Genomic DNA, 20,084 nt, shown 5'->3' on the forward strand with positions numbered 1-20,084 from the left:
TTTTAAATGATGAATTAAAAAATTGTAGATAGATGTGAATAGACAGGAATTAATCTCTTGTAAGATTTTGTAATTCTGTTCGCCATCTTTTTGCAATCGAAGCAATGGTTTGCATTGCTGCACATGTAGTAAAATTTCTCATAATTTTGGATTATTTGGTTAATAGAAAATATGCTTAGGATTGAAGAACAGTTACTTAAACATCTTATTTGCCCATGCCCTTTTTTTAAGGAGAAACAAAATGGTTAAAGAAAGATCACCAATTGCGTTTTTGACCTATCCTATCCTATCCTATTATTTTCTGATACAATGATAAACAAAATAATTAATAATCCAAGTTTCTTAAATAAAACGTTTAAGAATAATCAATCAGCTTAGGCCAGTATGTAGCTTGAAAAAATGAAAAAGACGAGTGCCATGAGCGAAATTAATACTGCATGGTAATAATGCCTGCTGCGCCATGGAATTATTTCTATTTTATTATCCAGAACAAGTGTGTAAGGACTTTGATTGGGATGCATTTTAGAAATAATCAGCATTAATGCGATGGTGATTAAGAAAATAATGGCAAGTGTGTGCAGGTAATGAAGGTGAATGGTAAATACCCATTCGCTTAATACGTAACAGGTGATAAAGAAAATCATTCCGATTTTTGCCGCTATGGGTGGCATTTTTTTGGTAATAAACCCTAAAAAAATGATTGTAAAAATTGGCAGACTAAATATTGCGCTTATTTTTTGCAGGTACTCGTAAAAGCCATGTTTAGAGAAAATTATAAATGGCGCAAAAACCATTGCAAAAAGTGAAACCGCAATTTGAAACAACCGCCCTGTACGCAATAAACTTTTATCTGAAAGGGTTTGGCCTTGTTTTTCTTTAAAGGGTTTGTATAAATTTAAAAGAAATAAAGTACTCGAACTGTTTAACCCGGCATTAAAAGTGGTAATGGCAGCACCGAAAAGCACACAGGCCGATAAACCGGTTAAAACCGGAGGCAACACATCTTTAATCAGCAGCGGAAATACCTGGTTGGTATTGCTTAAAACGGGGTACAAGTGTACAGCGATTAAACCGGGTATATTAATCAGTAACGGACACAGCAATTTGGCAAAACAGGTTAAAGCAATTCCTTTCTGCCCCTCTTCCAAACTTTTAGCCGCCAGCACTTGCTGAATAATGTACTGCTCCATCCCCCAGTAATATAGATTAACAATCAGCATTCCTGTAAACAAGGTCGAAAATGGTACGGCATCACTGTTATTCCCAATTGAGTTAAGGTGTTCTTTTTTGGTAGAGAGTACGGTAGAAAGTCCACCAAAGAAATCGCCATTTCCCAAATAACGCAATCCATAATAAGGCAGGGCTACAATTAAAATGAGCATACCGGCACTCAGCACAGTATCAGAAATGGTAATTGCTTTAAAACCACCTAAAATGGTATAAACCGAACCGATTAGACCCATTACCCATACAAATATCCATATACTTTCCCAATACGACAAGTGAAAACCCGAAAGGTTAATCAGGTTACTAAAAGCAACGGCCCCACCATAAAGTACCGATGGAAGCAGGTTTATGATGTAACTAAAAAGAAATACGACCGACACGAGCGTTTTGGTTTGCTTGTCGTAACGTTTCTCTAAAAAATCGGGAATGGTACGGATGCCTGTTTTGAAATAAATAGGAATAAAAAATTCGGATACAATGATCATGGCCAGAATAGATGAGATTCCCCACCCTATTACCGACATGTTATTGATGTAAACCGATTCGTTTTCGCCGATAAACTGATTGGCGCTGATGTTGCTAAAAAAAAGCGAAGCCCCAATAATAATAAAGCCGTTTGTTCGGTTGGCGAAGAAAAAGCCAGTGATGGTGGTGCGCTGTGTTTTCCTTGTTTTGAAATAGGATATTGTTGCGGCAAGTACCGTAAACAAAATAAAGCTAATGATTGCTGTAGTACCCACGCGATGGTGTTAAAGAGAATTTCTTCTGATAAGTTTATTTTCCATTACATGTTTTATAGGCTTCAGGTTGAGCACAAATTCGGCTGCTAAACGGCCCATTTCGGCAAAATCAATCGAAAATGTGGTAATTCCATCAAAAATGATCTCTTTTACGTTATCATCGTTATGAGAGAGAATGCCTAAATCTTTGCCCACTTTCAATCCTTTCACCTTGGTATCTTTAAGCATTTCCCAAAGTTCGAGGTTGTGAATGGTAAAATAAACCTTTCCACGCTCAATGCTTCCCGGTTCATAACTGTTTTTAATTACCCCGTTAATTTTAAATTCTTTCACAAAACGTTTAAAAGAAAGCAGTACTTCATTCGGTTCGGCCGATGATGGTTTAAAGAAGAAAACAAACTGAGAAAATTCTTTGATCCTGGAGGCAAGTTGTAAAAAAGCGTTGTATGATGCTTTCTTAAATTCTTGAACGATGTACGAATATTCGCCTTTAAGTGCTATGTACCGATCTACGATGAGCAACTTTTCTTTAGGTAACTGTTCCAATACCGCTTTGGCAGCCTCACTTTCTATCGGGGCTACAACATACAGGCCGTACTGCCCTTTATTGCTGTTAATGATTGATTCGAATACACTAAAATTGTTATGGTGGAAATATACATCAACCTGGATGTTTTCGCCTAAATGATCACGAAAATTCTGGTAAAAAGTCTCCTGAAAAGTATCAAATGCATAAATTAACAAACAAACTTTAAGGTGTTGCTCGGTATCGTCAGTAGCTACAAAATAACCCATCCTGTTTTTCGACTCCAAAATACCCCTGTTAATCAGCTCCTTATAGGCCTTACCGATGGTTTCTTTAGCGAAACCGGTTTCTCTCATCATTTCGTTTACCGAAGGCAAAATATCGCCCTTGGCAATTAACTTATGGTTTAAGCCATTAATGATTCCCTGTACAAGCTGTTCGTGCTTCGAGAAAGAATTTATGATGCTCAACTCTTTGATTTCATTGAACAGCTTTTCCTTATTCATGCAGCAATATTTGGTTTAATCGATTTATAGGAGGTTAATTAGGCCGAAATATATAAATTTAATCATGATTATGTATGTAATATTTATCATGCAAGCCGATCTTTCAAGGCTGATCTATAAAATGATCATTAATTTTTAAATAGTAATTTACAATTTAATGCTGCTATAACCAACGCCATGGTATCTGCCGATTATTTTAAATGTAGCCTATATAATGCTATGCTAATGGCTATTAATTGCCAGTAAGATAAAACTTTGTAACAACTAGGCTTCAAAATCATCTAAAACTTTTAGTGATTCTGAAATGTTAATTATAAAAAAAAAGAAAAGAACATGGGAATTTTAAAAACAGCAATTATTGGCGCTGCAGTATATGCAGGCGTTAAATATATCACTAAGAAAGATCCAATCACTGGACAATCAATCGTAGATGAATTATTGGATAAAGCACCGCAATGGGCTGATAAAGCAAAAGGATATACTGAAGACTTAAAAAATAGGGCGAGCAATGCTGCTGAAGATTTAGCGAGATGAATACCTCGAAAAAAAGAGGAATCTCCAGAAGTGAGGTATCTCTTTCTTTGAAGATTAAATAAAAAAAAGCGTTCCGATTTAATTTTGGAACGCTTTTTTTATTGAAATTCTCCTGTTACCTCTCATTGATAAAATCTATCCATCAATCGTTATTTTATCCGAAGCAAAGCGGAGAAATCTTATAACAAACCCTTCAACACTATATTATTAGCTGTTTGCAGTGGTAAAGCTATTGCCATTGCGAGGAGAAACGTAGAAGCAATCATAAAACGATCGCTACTAGCCAGCGCATTAAGATTGCCTCGCTCCTCTTAATGACGTAAACCTATCTGTTTAAGATATTCATGTTACTCATCATTTAATTAAAAAGCATCAAACCAAAGTTTGGTGGTTAATAAATCTGGTCCTTGGTTGCTCACTGCATTTTTATAATTCTGACCGTTTAACGATTGCTCGGTACCTGGATAAATAAAACGTACCGGAATTTTACCGTTCAACACCGTATTTACAGAAGCCGTTAACTGCGGATAATCCAATCTTCTTTGTTCTGCCCAGGCTTCTAAACCCTGACCAAATAAAGCAATCCATTTTTGCTCACCGATAGATTTTTTGTAGTTACCAGCATCGTATTGTACTGCTGCTTGGTTAAGGTAAGCATCTACAGGGCTTCCTGTTATGCCATACTGGTTAAACGAAGCTATAATGGCCTGTTTGTATAAGTCTGCTGCATTTTCTGAAGTAAAACCGCGTGCTGCTGCTTCTGCCCTATCGAAAAGCACTTCGGCATAACTTATAATTACTGCTGGCGCAAGTGGGTTTAAAAAATAAGCACCTGGTTTTGAAGAGTTTGCCAAACCAATCGCACTCGCTTCAGAGTTGGTAGAGCCATTCGGTATACCAACATATCCTTGTGGCGCATTTTCCGTTTTACTGGCATAAACTGGCAATCGTGGATCATTTAAACCAATAAGTTTATCAACAATGGTTTTACTGATCCTGTAATCATTACGGGTTTCGAATGATGCAGCCACCGGATTTTGTTGTGGTGAAGCCTGGTAAACTAGTTTTGCATTAAAAACATTACTATTGATATAGCTTCCTCCTTCGGCATTAATCTCGTCGATAACTGCTTTGGATTTTGCAGGTTCCTTATCTGCAATACGCAGTGCAATTCGCAAACGTAATGAGTTGGCAAATTCTTTCCAGTGTGTAATGTTTCCACCGTAAAGGATATCGCCAGAAATTTTTGGAGCACCTGAAGTAGCGTTCAATACACTTTGTGCAGATTTCAAATCATTTAAGATATTGAAGTACACATCCCTTTGTTTATCATAAACAGGCGTAACAAACTGTTTAATCTTGCCGGCCTGGGTATAAGGGATATCGCCATAAGCATCAGTAAGCAATAAAAACACCCATGATCTAAGCACAAGTGCCACACCTTTATAATTCGGGTTCGCCTGTGCATCGCCCAGCTCAATTACTTTATTTAAACCTGCTATACTCTGCGCATATCCTGTAGCCCATAAGGCGGTAAAACTGCTGTTCGAATAGATAAACCGATCTTCTTCTGTATATTGAACTTTAGCCCAATGTTGTACGAAAAGCAAACTCGAATTAAGATTATTGGTAGTTCCCCAGTAAGTATCTGACGTGTTTTTGATGGCTCCCGTTAATAAATAATCTGGTGATGGAATTTCCGGAGCATTCGGATTGATATTTACTTCATCAAGCTCCTTATTGCAAGATGCAAATGCAATAGCTAAAATGGCGAGTATATATAGTTTTTTATTTTTCATGATCGAAATATTTAAAATTTAACATTTAAGTTGATGCCGTAACTGCGTGTGCTGGGATTAGATAAACTCTCTAAACCCTGACCGTTACCAGTATTAAAAGCCACTTCTGGATCGATATCTACTGTATTGCGGTGGATGATCCACAGGTTACGGCCAACAAGCGATACTGAAACGCCTTGTAAACTTAGCGGACGAAGCCATTTGGCGGGCAGGTTATAACTTAACTTCACCTCACGAAGTTTAACATAAGAAGCATCGAATATGCTTGATTCATCAATATTTCTGAATGATTTATAATATTGTTGAGCGGGCAATATCTTTTCGTTGCGCTTACCATCAGCTGTTACGCCATCAAAAATAACCCCATCATCATAAACAGTAACCCCCGCTGGTGCAGTTCCATTTACCCTAACTGTTCCATTCTCTTTCTTGTTATCCGGATAATAATAAGATATACCACCATATTCTGCCGCCCTGCCAGGCAATGTAGAAGCCAATACACCTGTATAGGTACCAGTTGAGTAAGTACCATTGTAGATAGAACCACCAATGCTTGCATCAACCAAAACACCTAAGCTTAAACCTTTATAAGTAAAAGTATTGTATACTCCACCAATCCAATCTGGTGTATATTTTCCAAGTACCTGTTTATTAGGATTTGTAGCAGGTGCACCTGTAGCATTAACAATAATGTTTGCGTTTCCATCCCTTAAAAAGGCTGTTCCGAAAAGCGAACCATAAGGCTGCCCAACAGTAGCAATTACCTGCGCTGTGCTTGATGCCACAACATAGTTGGTTAATAATTTTTCGGCATCCAATTCTATTACCCTGCTTCTGTTTGCTGCAAAGTTGAAATCAATATCCCATGTAAAAGCTTTTTTTATTGGTGTAATACCCAACTGTGCTTCGATCCCTTTATTGTTAATTTTTCCGGCATTAAGTAGTTTTGAACTGAAACCTGTACTCTGACTTACATCGGCCGCCAAAATTTGATTGTAACTATTTGTATTATAAGCACTTAAATCGAAACGTAACCTTTTGTTAAAAAACACAGCTTCAACACCCAGTTCGGTAGAAGTTGTAGTTTCTGGTTTTAAATTGGGATTTAAATCTATCGATCCAGGGCTTAACTGAGGGTTAGCACTTACAATATCAGGGTATAACTTAAGTAATTCCGGATCGATATTAAATGGCGCACCAAATGCATAAGTATTAATCAATCGGTAAGGATCTGCATCTTTACCCACTTTAGACCAACCTCCACGGATTTTTAAATAATTAAGGGCTTCACTTTTGATATCAAAAGCTTCGGTAGCTACAAAACTTCCGTTAAACGATGGGTAAAAGTAAGATCTGTTCTGTGCAGGTAAAGTAGATGACCAATCGTTACGGGCGGTGATGTTGGCAAAAAGGTAATTTCTAAATCCTATCTGCCCGGATGCATAAACGCTATATGATTTTAAACGCGATAAATTATTTGAAGAAATTAAAGGATCGCGTGAGTTCTTAAGCGTGTACAATCCGGCAATGGCCAATTTAGGCGCACTCTGATCGTTTTGTTCAATAGATTGTTTACGGATGTTACCACCACCCAACAATTCCAGACTAAAATCTTCATTTAGCTGTTTGTTGAAGTTTAATGTTGCATCGGTATTATTTTCATTCACCGCAAACGCACTTTCTGTATAGGAGCCGAATGGCGTTCCATTGGTACCATAAGCAATTCTTACTTTACGCCTGTCGGTATAATAATCGGTACCCGATCGGAAATTAAAATCAAGGCCATCGATAATTTTATAATTCAGTGCCAAGCTTCCAATAATCCGGTTACGGTTTTGCGAAACAGTATTCTCATAAGCCACCCAATATGGATTGCTATAGTAACTGTTGTTCCAGTTAAACGTTTTTCCATTTTCGTCTAAATAGTTTTTCAACTGGTTAATATCAACCTGCCTGCCAAACCACGTAAACTGCAACATCGTACTTGTTGATCGTGAACCACCTGTGCCAGGTAAATTATCTGAATTGAGTTTGCTATAATTGGCATTAGCCGTTAACGTAAGCTTTGGTGTTATTTTTAGAGATGTATTTAATACAAATGAATTTTTTCCCTGACCTGAGTTTGGCACTATGCCTACCTGTTTAAGGTTATTGTACGAAATCCGGTAATCGTATTTTTCTCCTGCATCAGCAACTGATACACCATTGTTTAATGAATATCCGGTTTGAAAAAAATCGCGTACATTATCCGGGTGTGCAACAAATGGAACAGCAACTCCTTTAGAAAAGAATTGAGGAATTAATCTTCCATCCAATTTTGGCCCCCAGCTTTCATCTACCCCATCGTTAATGCCTTTGCCCGCACCATCTACATAGCTGAATTTACCTTCCGATCCCTGACCAAATGCATTTTGATAAACAGGGAGCGTTAATAAGGTTTCTAACACAGCGTTTGAGTTAATGGCAATCCCCAATCCTTTTTTTGATTTCCCGGTTTTGGTTTTAATTAAAATCACCCCTGCAGCAGCCCTTGAGCCATATAAAGCAGCCGCATTGGGGCCCTTTAAAACACTGATCGATTCTATATCTTCCGGGTTAATATCCGAGATGGTATTGGCATAATCTCTTGCCCCGGCCGAATTTAACTGCGAATTATCTACAGGAATCCCATCCACCACGAATAAAGGTTGGTTGTTACCTGCAATTGAAGTTTCACCTCTGATTACCACCCGCGAAGAACCCATGCTGCCCTGACTGTTGGTTACCCTTACACCGGCAATTTTACCTGCCAATGCATTCACCAGGTTAGATTCTTTCGCTTCAGCCAAATCCTGTCCTTTAAGTTCCTGAACGGCATAACCTAAAGATTTCTTTTGTCGCGAAATACCCAACGCAGTTACCACTACCTCATCAAGTGCATTATCGCTCGATTGCAATACAACCGAAATCGGTCCATTTTTGCTGATTTGTATTTCCTGGGTTTTAAAACCAATGTAAGAGAATACTAAAGTACCTTTATCGGGTGCATTTATAGAAAAAGCGCCCTTACCATCAGTAATTGATGTTTGCTTGGTCTCCTTTATAAGAATGGAAACACCGGGAAGTGTTTCACCATCTGCCGATTTTACCGTACCGGAAACCGTTGCATTTTGAGCGGATAGCTGCTGTGCTATAAAGAGCAGCAGAATAAACGCTGTTGATTTAATAAATTTAAACATGTGTGTAGTTAATAATTAGTAAAAGGGATAATAATTTGGGCAAAACGATTCCACCACGATTAAACCGTGTTAATTTTCAAATTAATAAAGGATTGGTTAGCCTAGAAAAAGCCTGTTAACCTGGAGCAGTGCTAACAGGGCTTACACATCCGGGTATATGTGCAAGGATTTAAATAATTTAATTTTTGCTGGTCTGTTTTTTCCATTTGGATGATTTTATTTATAACATTTTTACTAATCAAGAATGCAGCAGAGCAAAAAAAGCACCTCTTAAATCAGAAGTGCCCCATATATTTTGATAAGGATATGCAAACAACTGACTTAACTATCCCAGATTCATCCGGGATGGAATTAGCACCATTTCTAACAAATAGCTGGTTGCTAAGGCTTCATAGGGCCATTCCCTCCGCCTTTCTTGATAAGTATTTTAAAATAACTGCAGCAAAGGTATAACTAATTCCATTTATCCTATAGTTTTTATAGATTTTTATTGAAATATTTTTTCTTTGCTCAATATACCTGTATATTTGTCGACTAATTTAGTCGATTAAAACATTCCTAATGAATTCGAAAATTATTTTATCAGCCTTATTGGCCACATCAACATCATTTACATACGCTCAGGAAAATACCGCTTTAGCAAATAGCCAAAAGCTAAAAACCAACGCAAAAGCAACTAAAGCCTTTGTAGCATTGGGTAACTGGCGCGGAATAGCCAAAGTAAAGGAAGGATTAGAAATTCCATTCAACTTTGAGATTAATGAAAAAGGCGGTCAGCAGAAATTATATTTTCGCAATGCCGAAGAAAGTTTCGAAGGTGGTGTTGTAACGCAAACTACAGATTCTCTTTTTGTTAAACTTGATCAATTTGATAACGAACTGGCCTTTGCGATTGATGGTGACCAGCTAAATGGTACATTACGGAAACAGGATAAAACAGGTAAACCTTTAACAATTATTGCTGAACGCAAAAACTTCCGATTTAATTCCAATAATAAACCCGCCACAGCAGATTATTCTGGCAGTTACGATGTGGTTTTTAAATCGCCTAATGGCAAAGAAGAAAAAACTGTAGGGCTATTTAAGCAAACAGGCAATAAACTTACAGGTACTTTTCTTCGTGTAACCGGCGATTCGCGATTTCTTGAAGGCGTAGTAGAAGGAAATGAATTTCAGCTATCCAGCTTTATTGGTTCTTCACCAGCTTACTACAAAGGAACTTTCCAACCTGATGGTACTTTAACAGGCGAGATTTTAGGTGCAAGAGGAAGTCAGCCATTTACAGGAACTAAAAATAAGGATGCTGCCCTACCCGATCCTTATAAACTTACTTACCTTAAAAAGGGTTATAAAACACTCGATTTTAGTTTCCCTGATGTAAATGGTAAAAAGATTTCACTAAAGGATGAAAAATACAAAAATAAAGTTGTGGTATTAACAATAACAGGGAGCTGGTGTCCTAACTGTGTTGATGAAGCTACTTTTATTGCACCATGGTATAAAGAAAACAAAAAACGGGGTGTTGAAATAATTGCCTTGCATTACGAGCGCTCTACCGAGCCTGAATATGCTAAAAAAGTAATGAACCGCTTCCGCGAACGCTTTGGTATTGAGTACGATCAGGTACTCGCCGGTACTGCTGATAAACAGGTGGTATCTGAATCTTTGCCAGCCCTCGATTCTTTTCTCTCTTTCCCAACCACAATCATTATTGATAAACAAGGTAATGTAGCACAGATACATACCGGTTTTAATGGCCCTGCAACAGGGAAATTTTATGATGAGTTTGTGAATGAATTTACTACGGAGATTGATACGCTATTGAAGAAATAGCATTAATAAATGGTCGGTGGGACACCGACCATTAGAGAAAGTTTTCTTCCTATGGTCGAATTGACGAGTAAACGAGTATTTTATCCCGTTCCGTCATCCTCGCGCAGGCGGGGATCTTACAATACAAGCATTATAGAGGATTAAAATTCCCAATCAACCCGATAGCTATCGGGTTGTAATGACGATTAATTTTAGTCGCCATTTTATCCTGTTCCCTCATCCTCGCGCAGGCGGGGATCTTACAACAAAAGCATTAAAGGGCATTAAGATTCCCAATCTAGTGGGAATGACAATTAATTTTCAATCGTCATTTCGAGCGAAGCACAGCGTAGCCGAGAAATCTTTGAACTATGTCTAAAGATTTCACCACCACGGTCAAAATGATCAATAAACGAGTATTTTATCCCGTTCCGTAATCCTCGCGCAGGCGGGGATCTTACAACACTAGCATTATATAGCATTAAAATTCCAAATCAGGTTCTGCGATCCTTCACAAAATCCCTATTGAACAACCTTTGCAATAAAATCAACAATTGTCTTTTTAGGCACCACAACTGTGGTTGTTCTGCTAAACCTTGCGATATTGACTCCATAAAAATCACCTTGCCAGTCGAATACCGGAGAACCACATTGGTTCGGTTTAATGGCTGCATCATGGGTAAAAATAGCATTAAAACCATCTCTCCTCACAGATTTACCCCCTTCAAATTTTTCTGCCGGATGATTGAAAACCGATTGGCCCCGGCCATCCAGCTTAACCGTTTTATGCATTTTACCTGTATCATTTTTCCATTCAAAAGCAACTTCATCATCTGCCCAAAATTTAGACATTTCAGGTGCAAATTCCTTAGCGGTATTTACAATGTTTCCGTTAATGCTGATCAGTTCATCTCCAACTTTTATACCTGCTTTTTCTGCCGGACTTCCCTCTTTAATTAATGAGAATTGAGCTGGACTAGAATTGTACACCACCATTGCACCTAAATACGGCTGGCTATTTATTTTTGGCAAATTAAAAAGCGAACTACCTAAAATACTTTGCATCAGCTTGCCATCATGGTTAATGGTAAAAAGGAATGTACCCATTTCTATTTTAACAGAATCAGCCAAGTTTAATTCGATACCGCCAGACACTTTTTGTTCCATTTCCAGTAAAACAAGATCATTTTCCTGATCTTTCTCAATTGTTTTTAGTATCACAGCAACTCCGTTTATAAAAAAATGCGGATTTTCACCAATTAAAGTATTTTTAGCTAAAACAAATTGCTTTTTGGTTCCAGCCGTAGTTTTAATATTCAATAATGTGCCTGCTCCTTCCTGTTCAATCCCTTTTAATTTACTTTTTATTAAAAACGTACTATTAGTAATTTTGGGTGAATCGAAATCCGGGTGCAACGCCTTCTGTTTGGTATCTTTTTGAAGCACCTTTGCTAAAGGATCAACGTCAACACTATCTTTTTTATCCGGAAATGCAGTGTAAAATACCTCTTGGTTTAAGGCTGTCCAATAACGGCGATAAAGATCAACAGGGATTTCAAAATTCATATCTTCTGAAACATCAATGGCACTGTGCAAACCAATTACCCGGCCATAATAATCAAATAACGGTCCGCCAGAATCGCCGGGTTCCATTTTACAGGTTGAGCGGATAAAGCCATATTCGTTTTTTACTTCGGCAACTTCCCCTAACCTTAAAGTTGGCTTAGTTTGATTCAAACTTTCAGGATATGAAATGCTGATACAAGGTTCATTTTTGACCAAGCTTGCCGAGTAACCCATTTCTGCAAAGGGATAAACACCCTTATCTGTTATTTTCATCAAGCCTACATCAGGTATGCCGGGCGTATTTTTTTTGTCGATTTTACCTAAAGCCAGCGCAATGCATTCACGTCCATCAGGGAAAAACACTTTATAGTTTTTTCCAGGTAAAATGGTGTGTGCGGCTGTTAAAATATAGCCATCGGCACTTACCACCACGCCACTAAACTGGCCGCTGGTTCTTTGGTTCTGTTGCACATCAAAACCCCACATTCTCACACTTGCCGGGTACGCTTTTTTTAGGGCTTCGGTTATGGTATGCTCAAATTTAGCAACTTGTTTCTTGTGAGCGCTAGCATTGAAATTAATCAATAGCAATACGCTTAATGCGATTGCCCTTATGTTGTTTTTCATTTTACTTATGATTTTTAGCCAGGCTGATCCTTTCAGAAATTTCTTTAAGTGCAGCGGCATCTGTTCCGGTAAAGCCGGTAAGTTTAAATACAATATTCCCTTGGCCATCGATTACAAATTTTGCGGGAATGGCATTAACGCCATAAGCTTCAACAGCGGTATTGTGCCCCAAACCATCTTTAAGATCCATTAGCACCTGAAATTTAAAACCAGATGTTTCTATATACTTTTTTACATCTTCGAGCGGGGTTTTGGTCGTTTCCCAGGTATGGATAAACAGAAACCTCACTGAGGGATCGTTTTTGTAGGCACTAACAGCCAATTGCATGGCTGGAAAAGATTTTTTGCAGGGCACGCACCATGTAGACCAAAAATCGAGTACAACTACCTTCCCTTTCAAATCTTTTAGTGATACGGCATTTCCATCCAGGTCTTTTAAAGTGAAACCAGGTGCTGGCTCTGCAATCATTTCTGATAAAAGCTTATTTCGTAAGGAATCGGATTTATTTACCGGGCTTTGTGCCAATGCTGAAAAACATACAAACAGGCACAGCGAGGCTAAAAAGTAAGGCTTTAATGAGAATTTCATATTTGATTAAGGAATTTAAAAACGGCAAGGCCATTTTACCGGCCATGCCGAGCGCATAGGTAGATTAAATAATTATTTCCAATATTTTTTCTTTCGGTGGATAACATTTGGTCTCATCACATACCTGGTAATACAAACCACATTTAATTTTAGTACCGGCTTTTGCCTTGCTGTAATCCACCATAATCCTAAAGCCTGCCTTTCCTTCAAAAATAAACATACCTTCATTACCAGGGTATGGCACAGCTGCTGTTGTTTTCCATTCGTGATCTGCTACTGCACCTTCAGGGAGTTCGAGTCTGGTTTCGGTAACTACAAAAGGATTATCTTTTGCTACATAAGCATAGATATGCCAGCCTTTTAAAATTTTGGCCTCAATTAGCAAACTACCTTTTTTATCGCCATTACCTGGAATAAACTTTGCAGAAACAGCCACAGGATCAGCCGTTGTGGGTTCTGCACTCAAAATTTCTTTTGGTAAGTGATAACTTTGCAGCTGGTTTTGAGAAACATTTTTGCCGAATGTGTTTACCATAAATTTAAAGCCACCTGCTTCGGTATAAAACAGATTGTTGCGGTTTTGGTCAAGCCATTTTCGCCAATCTGCTGCCTTATTAAATTTTTCTACAGTATAACGCTCCAAAAGGCGTTGGGCCATTGCAACATCTGTATTGGATTCGAGCAGGCTTACGCATTTATCCAAAAGGGCAACTTTTCGGTTGGAAATCCCCAACTTTTGTGCATCGCGATCCAATTGCAAGCTGTACACACCCGAAGGATAAAAATATTCATAATTTTGGCGGTAATATTGGTGGTATTGATTGATATTGGTACCATAAATGTTGAATAAACTATCGCCAGCAAAACCTTTCACATAATCTTCGAACGATTGCGTATCGTTGGTGATCGGCATTTTTAAAAACATTTCGTTGCCATGGCCAATGTCTTCACCTTTTGCCTTTTTATCTTTTAATTCCTGTTGCATTTTTAGCATCCGAAGATTACCTTCCTTTCGGGATACTATAGCCTGATTATAAAGGTCTTTGTTCAGGCGGTATACCAATTCATCAATCCCACTCCTGGTTTCAATCTGTACCTTTTTAACAATAGCTGATAAATGATCGAACTTTTTAATATAACAAATGCTGTTTACAAAAACATCCTTCGCTTCATCCGTCATATAATCAGGCGAACCTGCAAAACCCCACATAAAATAATTTCCCTGGCGACCCAATGCCACGGCTTCAGCATTTTTAAGGCAAACCCCTCCCGAAATCGATTCAGCATCAGGAGAATCGTTAAAGCCTTCGCCATGCGAAACCATCCCGATTAAATAAGGCTCTTTGGATGAAAAACCCTGCTTTACCACCTGCCACATATCCATTTGCTTTGGCGTTGTGGCAGCCTGGTGCCCATTAAAAAAAGAACCGGGAGTTGTTTTTTTTACTAAAGTTAACTTAACTGCGTTTGGCGTATTAAAAATAGGGTGACTGGTTTTAATGTTCAACGCTTCATTATCCAGACACTGGCAATACCAATCAAATTTTAAACCTAAGGGCAAACCTACATTCGGTGCCATGGCATGCATCAAAACCATCGGACGGTTAAAATTTGCAGGCAGCGCAACCGGACCAGCATCCATTAAGGTAACATCAACCTCATCAGACATTTCTACCTTATAATCAGCCACATCCACCACGCTTACTTCAGTAAACCGCTGCTCAAGAAAAGCTTTAAAATCTGCCATTCTTGTTTTGTAAACTTTATCTACTATACCTGGTGTGGTAGAATAGTAAACCACATTTTCGGGCATAGGTTTATCGGGATTATACCCAACGTACAAAACCCTTAAAGCAATTTTATCACGACGTTTTCCGCTGGCAAATGTGAGCAGCGAAATTAACATGAGGCATACCGTCAGTATCTTTTTCATCTTTACTTGTTTGTCCCTGATTTAATTAAATATTTCTGCCAGTTTCTTGTTTAAAGGTTCGCCACGTAAGCCATTGCCAATAATTTTACCTTGGGCATCAACCAAAAAACTTGCAGGAACTGCACGTACACCATATAAACGGCCCACTTCGTTGTTCCAGCCTTTTAAATCTGATACGTGGATCCAGTCTAAACCATCCTTTTCAATGGCTTCAAGCCAACGTTCTTTTACATTATCAAGGGAAACTGAAATAATTTCGAAGCCTTTATCTTTATAAGTCTGATATTGCTTTACCAGATTTGGGTTTTCTGCTCTACATGGACTGCACCAGCTTGCCCAAAACTCTACCAAAACTACTTTACCTTTTAAACTGGCCAATGAAACTGGTTTGCCTACAACATTATTTTGTGTAAAAAGTGGTGCTGCATTTCCAATTGCCGTAATGCCACTTGCGGCAATGCGCTGCGCCAGTTCTTTTCCCATGTCAGTTTCGCGATATTCTTTATTCAAGGCATTAAACAGCGGCTGAACTTTAGCTACATCAACCTTAGTTCCGGCAGCTTCTGATAGTGCTACTAATGAGAAAAATGAAGTTGGGTGTTCTTTTGCAAACAAAAACTGTTTATCGGTTCTGTTCTGAATGTTTTTTCTATAGCGCATATCTACCGCTTTCATGTAAGCGGTATCTTTTTGCTGTTCGGGTGTGCCACGGTTAAAATCGATGTTTACAGCTTTGGTAAGTGCCATAATGGTACCTCCAATTGCTTTGTTGTAAACATCGTATTCCTGGTAAACTTTTGAACCTGTAAATACGGCATTATCCAGCGAATCTTTAGAAGTAATGGTCACCTGTTCTTTTCCAAAATAAAAATAAATCACATCGCCTGTATAAACGGCCTTTCCTTTGCCACCACCAGTATGATCTAACGCCATACGCGCATAGGCATTGCCAGTAATATGGCCCGAAAATTTAAAGTTGCCATTTACCAGTGCTACAGAATCTTCATGGCTTACGCCATTATCCATGTAATCGATATAGGCTTTGGCAGGGGCACCCAAAGTGCCTATTTTGCCTGTTAAGCTAAAATTAGGTGTTTGCGCCCACAGCAAAACCGGGAACAATAACGCCAATAGTGATAATTTTATAGTTTTCATCTATATGTTTTTATAAGTTGAGTAAATTCATGCCTAAGGGTTAAGGTACTCAGGCATGAAATAGTTATTTTCTGATTATAATATCTACAGGGGCACCTGGAATTCCGGTAATGGTTTGTGTGATAATCCCGTTCTTGCCTACACTAACATCAAGGGTGTAAATTGAACCGGTTGTGCCAACTGTAAGGGTGTTATCATCATTACTGATTTTTAACATTGATACTTTTTTCCCGCCAAAATCAGCATCCAGTGCACGTAATTCTTCGTTAAGTGGGTTATAACGATATATTTTATCATTGGAGGTAAAGTAAAAGACATTTAAACTATTACGTTGCCATTTAGTATCTACTGTTACAAGTGAAGCCCCTTTAAATACGCGTTTATATTCTGCTTTGATTTTTCTATTAACGGAATCGAACTGATAGGTGAAGCTTAATTCATAGATTGTACCATCTGTTGCTTTGAAATATGCATAATATGTACCTGCTGGACCAGTTTTCATGTAAAGCAAATCCATACCAATATTTTTAGGATCGAAACTGGTTCCGGCAGGATCCACAACATAATCCTTACCAAGATAACTTCCATCACCGGCAAAAGTTACAAACCCTTTAGTTTTGATGTCAAAGGCAAAATAGAATGCGCCAGTGAAAGTAAAATATTTAGATAAATTATAATCACCCGCCTGTTCATTTGCAAATTTGCCATAATCTGGTGCAAAAGGTGCGGTAGAAACCACTCCCACATACATTTTGCCGTTTATTACACCTGTTGGCACAGTTCCCTGGTAAGATTCTATATGTCCGGGAAAGATGGTAGCTGGGGGGGTAAAAAACTGATCATTGAGATAGCTTTTCCGTAACAAAGTACTTGCATCCAAGAAGGGACTTTTCTTATTTTGATCATTACATAATACCCAAAACTGTTGCTGTGTAATTGGTTGGTAAGGAAGTGGATCGGCAAAATAAAGCTCTACAGGGTTTGATGGTAAAGTTTCTTTATGAAAGGCGTTATATATATCCGCAATAACAGTCTTGTTATCTGGTTTCACAAATGAAAGTTTGGTGGTTCCGTTATCATCACTCAACACAATTTTTCCTTTGGTAAACTCGGTACTTCCCATAATGTTAAAAGGAATAACATACTTTAACCCATTGCGTTTATCGGTAATAATCAATTTTGAAGAGCGCAAACCTGGACCAAGATTGTAAACCAATTTTAATGGAGAACCAGTATATACCGCTTCTCTTGCTTCTTCCTGAACATTGATTTTCCACTCATATGACAAATCAGTTGATGGATCGGCATCTGCCAATATGATTTTCGGATTTAAGATCAATGAATCACCCAAAAGGGCTGAAAAAGTAGAATCCTTAAATTTACTAAGGGTAGGTTCTGAGGGCGGATGGTAATCATAATTACCAAGATCCTTTTTACAGGCCGTGTATAAACCGGCCAATATGGCCAGTAAAAAAAACAATTTGAATTTCATCTTCATTTCTTTTTAGCTGTTAGATAATAATCTGTTTGCCGTTTTCATCAATAAAAAAATAACCATTTACCAATGAAAAATATTTTACGGTATAACGTTTGCTCGGCGAGGACGTATTGTAGAAATCGTAATCTTTGCTCCCATCAGTTTTTGGTGTAAATACGAAACCTTTATCAGGATTTTTTAAAATCCAGGCAGCTGGGTCTTTCAAGAAAACTCGAAAATTTTCGATGTAGTAAAGTGTACGGGGAATTTCTAAATAAGCATTGGGTTTAGACATATCAACCAGATCGACAGTACCTGACGAAATTAAAAACAATTGATGCTTTAACCTTCCATACTCGCCAAGTTGAGACTCCCAGTAAATCCACCAGCTTGGTTTTTCTAAACGGTTAGAAAAAAGCACCTTTTTACTGCGTAAATACAAAGGAAGATTTGCCTGAAAGTCACCTCCACCAATAGTACTGAAGCCTAATCGAACTGATTTATTAGCCAAAGCTTCATCAGTATTTTTCAGTATAATAGGAATCTTAAGGGTACCTGAATCTGCAGGTAATGTATAAAATGGCTTTAATGGCTCATAATGTGTACCCTTTATTGCAGTGGTAACTGAATCTACGATAGACAGTGAAAACTGGCGGCTGTGAGAAACCCTTGGACCAGTAACAATAATTGGTACCCAAATGGTATCTTGAGCCAAACCTGGCCGATAGGCAAAAGAATAACTGAGTGTGGTGGTATCCTGATTGCCATCTTTATCTAGATAATGCAAATAAACGTTGTCGTTAGAAATATAAGGCAACATTTCGTTCTTTTTGCAGGCAAAGAAAGTCATGCTCAAAAGCAAAATATAAATAATATTATTTTTCATCTTTGTGTCTGTTAAATTAATTTCTGTAAGCCTGTTCATCAATGGGAAGTGGAAAAACGAAAAGCTTATCCGAAGGAGCATATATCAATCCTGAAGTAGTAACGATATTAAGGTTTAAGCGCTTATGCATGTAAAAGTTCTGACTCTCACCATAAAACTCCTTGCGGTATTCTCCTTCAAGTTCCTTTACAAAATCTGTTTTAGAAATACCTGCTGATAATCCTGTTCCGATACCGCGGTGAACCCTAAGTGTATTAAAATAGTCTAATGCTTTTATAGCATCTGTATCAAAACTTGCTTCTGCAGCAATAAGGTACATTTCGCTCAAACGCAAAGCAGGTAACACCATAGGGTGCAGGTTTTCTATCGGAGAAGAATTAACCACATATTTCTGAAGATAGAACCGATCGGAAACATTCGCTGCTTTTATTAATCTAAACCATTGTTTATAACGCCAATCGTCTGCACCAACAGTGCCCAAATTATATATGGTATTAATCTGGTCTGTTGTGGCCGAATAATCGGGATTATCTTTTGCAAATAATCCGTTAGCCTGATCTATCGATGCTTTAGATGCAAACCAGCCAAACAAAATCTCATTGTAAAATATCCGGTCGCGTTTGGCAACATCAGCCGCAAAGAAATCCTCTTTAACCGTCCATGGAAACTTTAAAGACTCTATTACTTCTTTTGCATTGCTTAAACTATTTGTCTGATCTCCTTTATACAGGTACACCCTTGCTAATTCTCCGGCTACAGCATAATAATTAATATGGTGCCTCCTATTTTGTAGAAAAAGAGAGCTATTTTTAAGTTCAGTTGCCTTTTCGCCTTTAGGATAGCCCACCACATAAGAAGCTGGAATAATTGGATCGCTGGTTTTAAGCAAAGCTTTTGCTTGTTGCAAATCATTAATAACCCGATCAATAACTTCACTTACAGTAGAATATGGTGTGGTTTTGGTCGAAACTGTAGTAACATAAGGGATTGCCTTAAAAGTTGGGTTGTTCTTATAGGATGGCCCGAACATACGCAACAGATCGAAGTGCATGTATGCTCGTAATGCCAGTGCCTCACCTTTAATAATATTATAATTACCATCCCTAAAAATGCCTTTTCGCTCATCTATAACCTCCAGGATCTGATTTACGTTACCAATTCCTTTATAAGAATTGTTCCAAATGATGCTGATTTTGCTCATCCATGCAGGAACGGTATAATCAAATGCAGCTACTTTTTGCAAAATTGCATCGTTAAACTGATAATTCTGTGCAATTATATCCAAATTGCTCACGGTTAAGTTGCCTCCATATAAATTTGGACTAGCAAAACCAACGTAAGCTCCGTTTAAAGCCTCCTTAAAACCCTCTTCAGTTGTAAATAATTCTTCTTTAGATACATCGGATTCCGGCTGAATATCCAAAAATTTCTTACACGATGTGCAGGCAATGATGGCAAAGATGATTAACAAATATTTTTTCATTTTCTT

The 20,084-nt window shown here is 38.1% G+C and carries 13 protein-coding genes and 1 riboswitch; of the genes, 2 read left to right on the top strand and 11 right to left on the bottom strand.

Translation table 11 applies throughout. The features are described from left to right. Positions 1-374 precede the first annotated feature (374 nt). Entirely contained in the window at positions 375-1,967 is a 1,593-nt protein-coding gene (locus ASE74_RS13165) for a solute:sodium symporter family transporter (RefSeq protein ID WP_055909817.1), read from the bottom strand. A 9-nt stretch (positions 1,968-1,976) separates the two neighbouring features. Then, positions 1,977-2,999, bottom strand: coding sequence for a GntR family transcriptional regulator (locus ASE74_RS13170; RefSeq protein ID WP_055909819.1), 1,023 nt, complete (start codon positions 2,997-2,999; stop codon positions 1,977-1,979). Between the two features lie 333 nt (positions 3,000-3,332). Here ASE74_RS13170 and ASE74_RS13175 point away from each other — a divergent pair, with 333 nt between their 5' ends. Further along, positions 3,333-3,533 (top strand): hypothetical protein, encoded by a 201-nt coding sequence (locus tag ASE74_RS13175; RefSeq protein ID WP_055909822.1) that lies wholly within the window; start codon positions 3,333-3,335, stop codon positions 3,531-3,533. 362 nt (positions 3,534-3,895) lie between these two features. On the opposite strand, the gene ASE74_RS13180 is transcribed toward ASE74_RS13175, so the two are convergent. Both ASE74_RS13180 and ASE74_RS13185 read right to left on the bottom strand, forming a co-directional pair. After that, positions 3,896-5,332 (bottom strand): SusD/RagB family nutrient-binding outer membrane lipoprotein, encoded by a 1,437-nt coding sequence (locus ASE74_RS13180; RefSeq protein ID WP_055909825.1) that lies wholly within the window; start codon positions 5,330-5,332, stop codon positions 3,896-3,898. An 11-nt stretch (positions 5,333-5,343) separates the two neighbouring features. After that, positions 5,344-8,550 carry a SusC/RagA family TonB-linked outer membrane protein gene (locus tag ASE74_RS13185; protein WP_055909828.1) on the bottom strand — a complete coding sequence of 1,069 codons (3,207 nt, stop codon included), beginning with the start codon at positions 8,548-8,550 and terminating at the stop codon, positions 5,344-5,346. 318 nt (positions 8,551-8,868) lie between these two features. Further along, positions 8,869-8,975: riboswitch (SAM riboswitch) on the bottom strand. A 136-nt stretch (positions 8,976-9,111) separates the two neighbouring features. Between ASE74_RS13185 and ASE74_RS13195 the strand changes: the two genes are divergently transcribed. Beyond that, a complete protein-coding gene (locus ASE74_RS13195; RefSeq protein WP_055909833.1) occupies positions 9,112-10,383 on the top strand; it encodes a peroxiredoxin in 1,272 nt (423 codons plus the stop codon). Between the two features lie 501 nt (positions 10,384-10,884). Here ASE74_RS13195 and ASE74_RS13200 read toward each other — a convergent pair. From ASE74_RS13200 to ASE74_RS13230, 7 genes are all read right to left on the bottom strand, one after another. After that, positions 10,885-12,555, bottom strand: a complete 1,671-nt coding sequence (locus ASE74_RS13200; RefSeq protein ID WP_055909837.1) for a trypsin-like peptidase domain-containing protein — start codon at positions 12,553-12,555, stop codon at positions 10,885-10,887. Between the two features lies 1 nt (position 12,556). Continuing rightward, positions 12,557-13,144, bottom strand: a complete 588-nt coding sequence (locus ASE74_RS13205; RefSeq protein ID WP_082458772.1) for a TlpA family protein disulfide reductase — start codon at positions 13,142-13,144, stop codon at positions 12,557-12,559. A 64-nt stretch (positions 13,145-13,208) separates the two neighbouring features. Continuing rightward, a complete protein-coding gene (locus tag ASE74_RS13210; protein WP_055909842.1) occupies positions 13,209-15,077 on the bottom strand; it encodes a protein-disulfide reductase DsbD domain-containing protein in 1,869 nt (622 codons plus the stop codon). Positions 15,078-15,098: 21 nt separating this feature from the next. Further along, positions 15,099-16,232: a TlpA disulfide reductase family protein gene (locus ASE74_RS13215; RefSeq protein ID WP_055909845.1), complete on the bottom strand. Its 1,134-nt coding sequence runs from the start codon at positions 16,230-16,232 to the stop codon at positions 15,099-15,101. 64 nt (positions 16,233-16,296) lie between these two features. Next, on the bottom strand, positions 16,297-17,724 hold the full coding sequence (locus ASE74_RS13220; RefSeq protein WP_055909847.1) for a PKD-like family lipoprotein: 1,428 nt from the start codon (positions 17,722-17,724) through the stop codon (positions 16,297-16,299). A gap of 19 nt (positions 17,725-17,743) precedes the next feature. Continuing rightward, complete coding sequence (locus tag ASE74_RS13225) at positions 17,744-18,595, bottom strand: DUF4843 domain-containing protein (protein ID WP_162235814.1); 852 nt, start codon at positions 18,593-18,595, stop codon at positions 17,744-17,746. A gap of 16 nt (positions 18,596-18,611) precedes the next feature. Beyond that, positions 18,612-20,078, bottom strand: a complete 1,467-nt coding sequence (locus ASE74_RS13230) for a RagB/SusD family nutrient uptake outer membrane protein (RefSeq protein WP_055909855.1) — start codon at positions 20,076-20,078, stop codon at positions 18,612-18,614. Positions 20,079-20,084: the final 6 nt, after the last annotated feature.

Origin of the sequence: Pedobacter sp. Leaf216, from assembly GCF_001421515.1 — a bacterium.
In the GTDB taxonomy this organism is placed as follows: domain Bacteria; phylum Bacteroidota; class Bacteroidia; order Sphingobacteriales; family Sphingobacteriaceae; genus Pedobacter.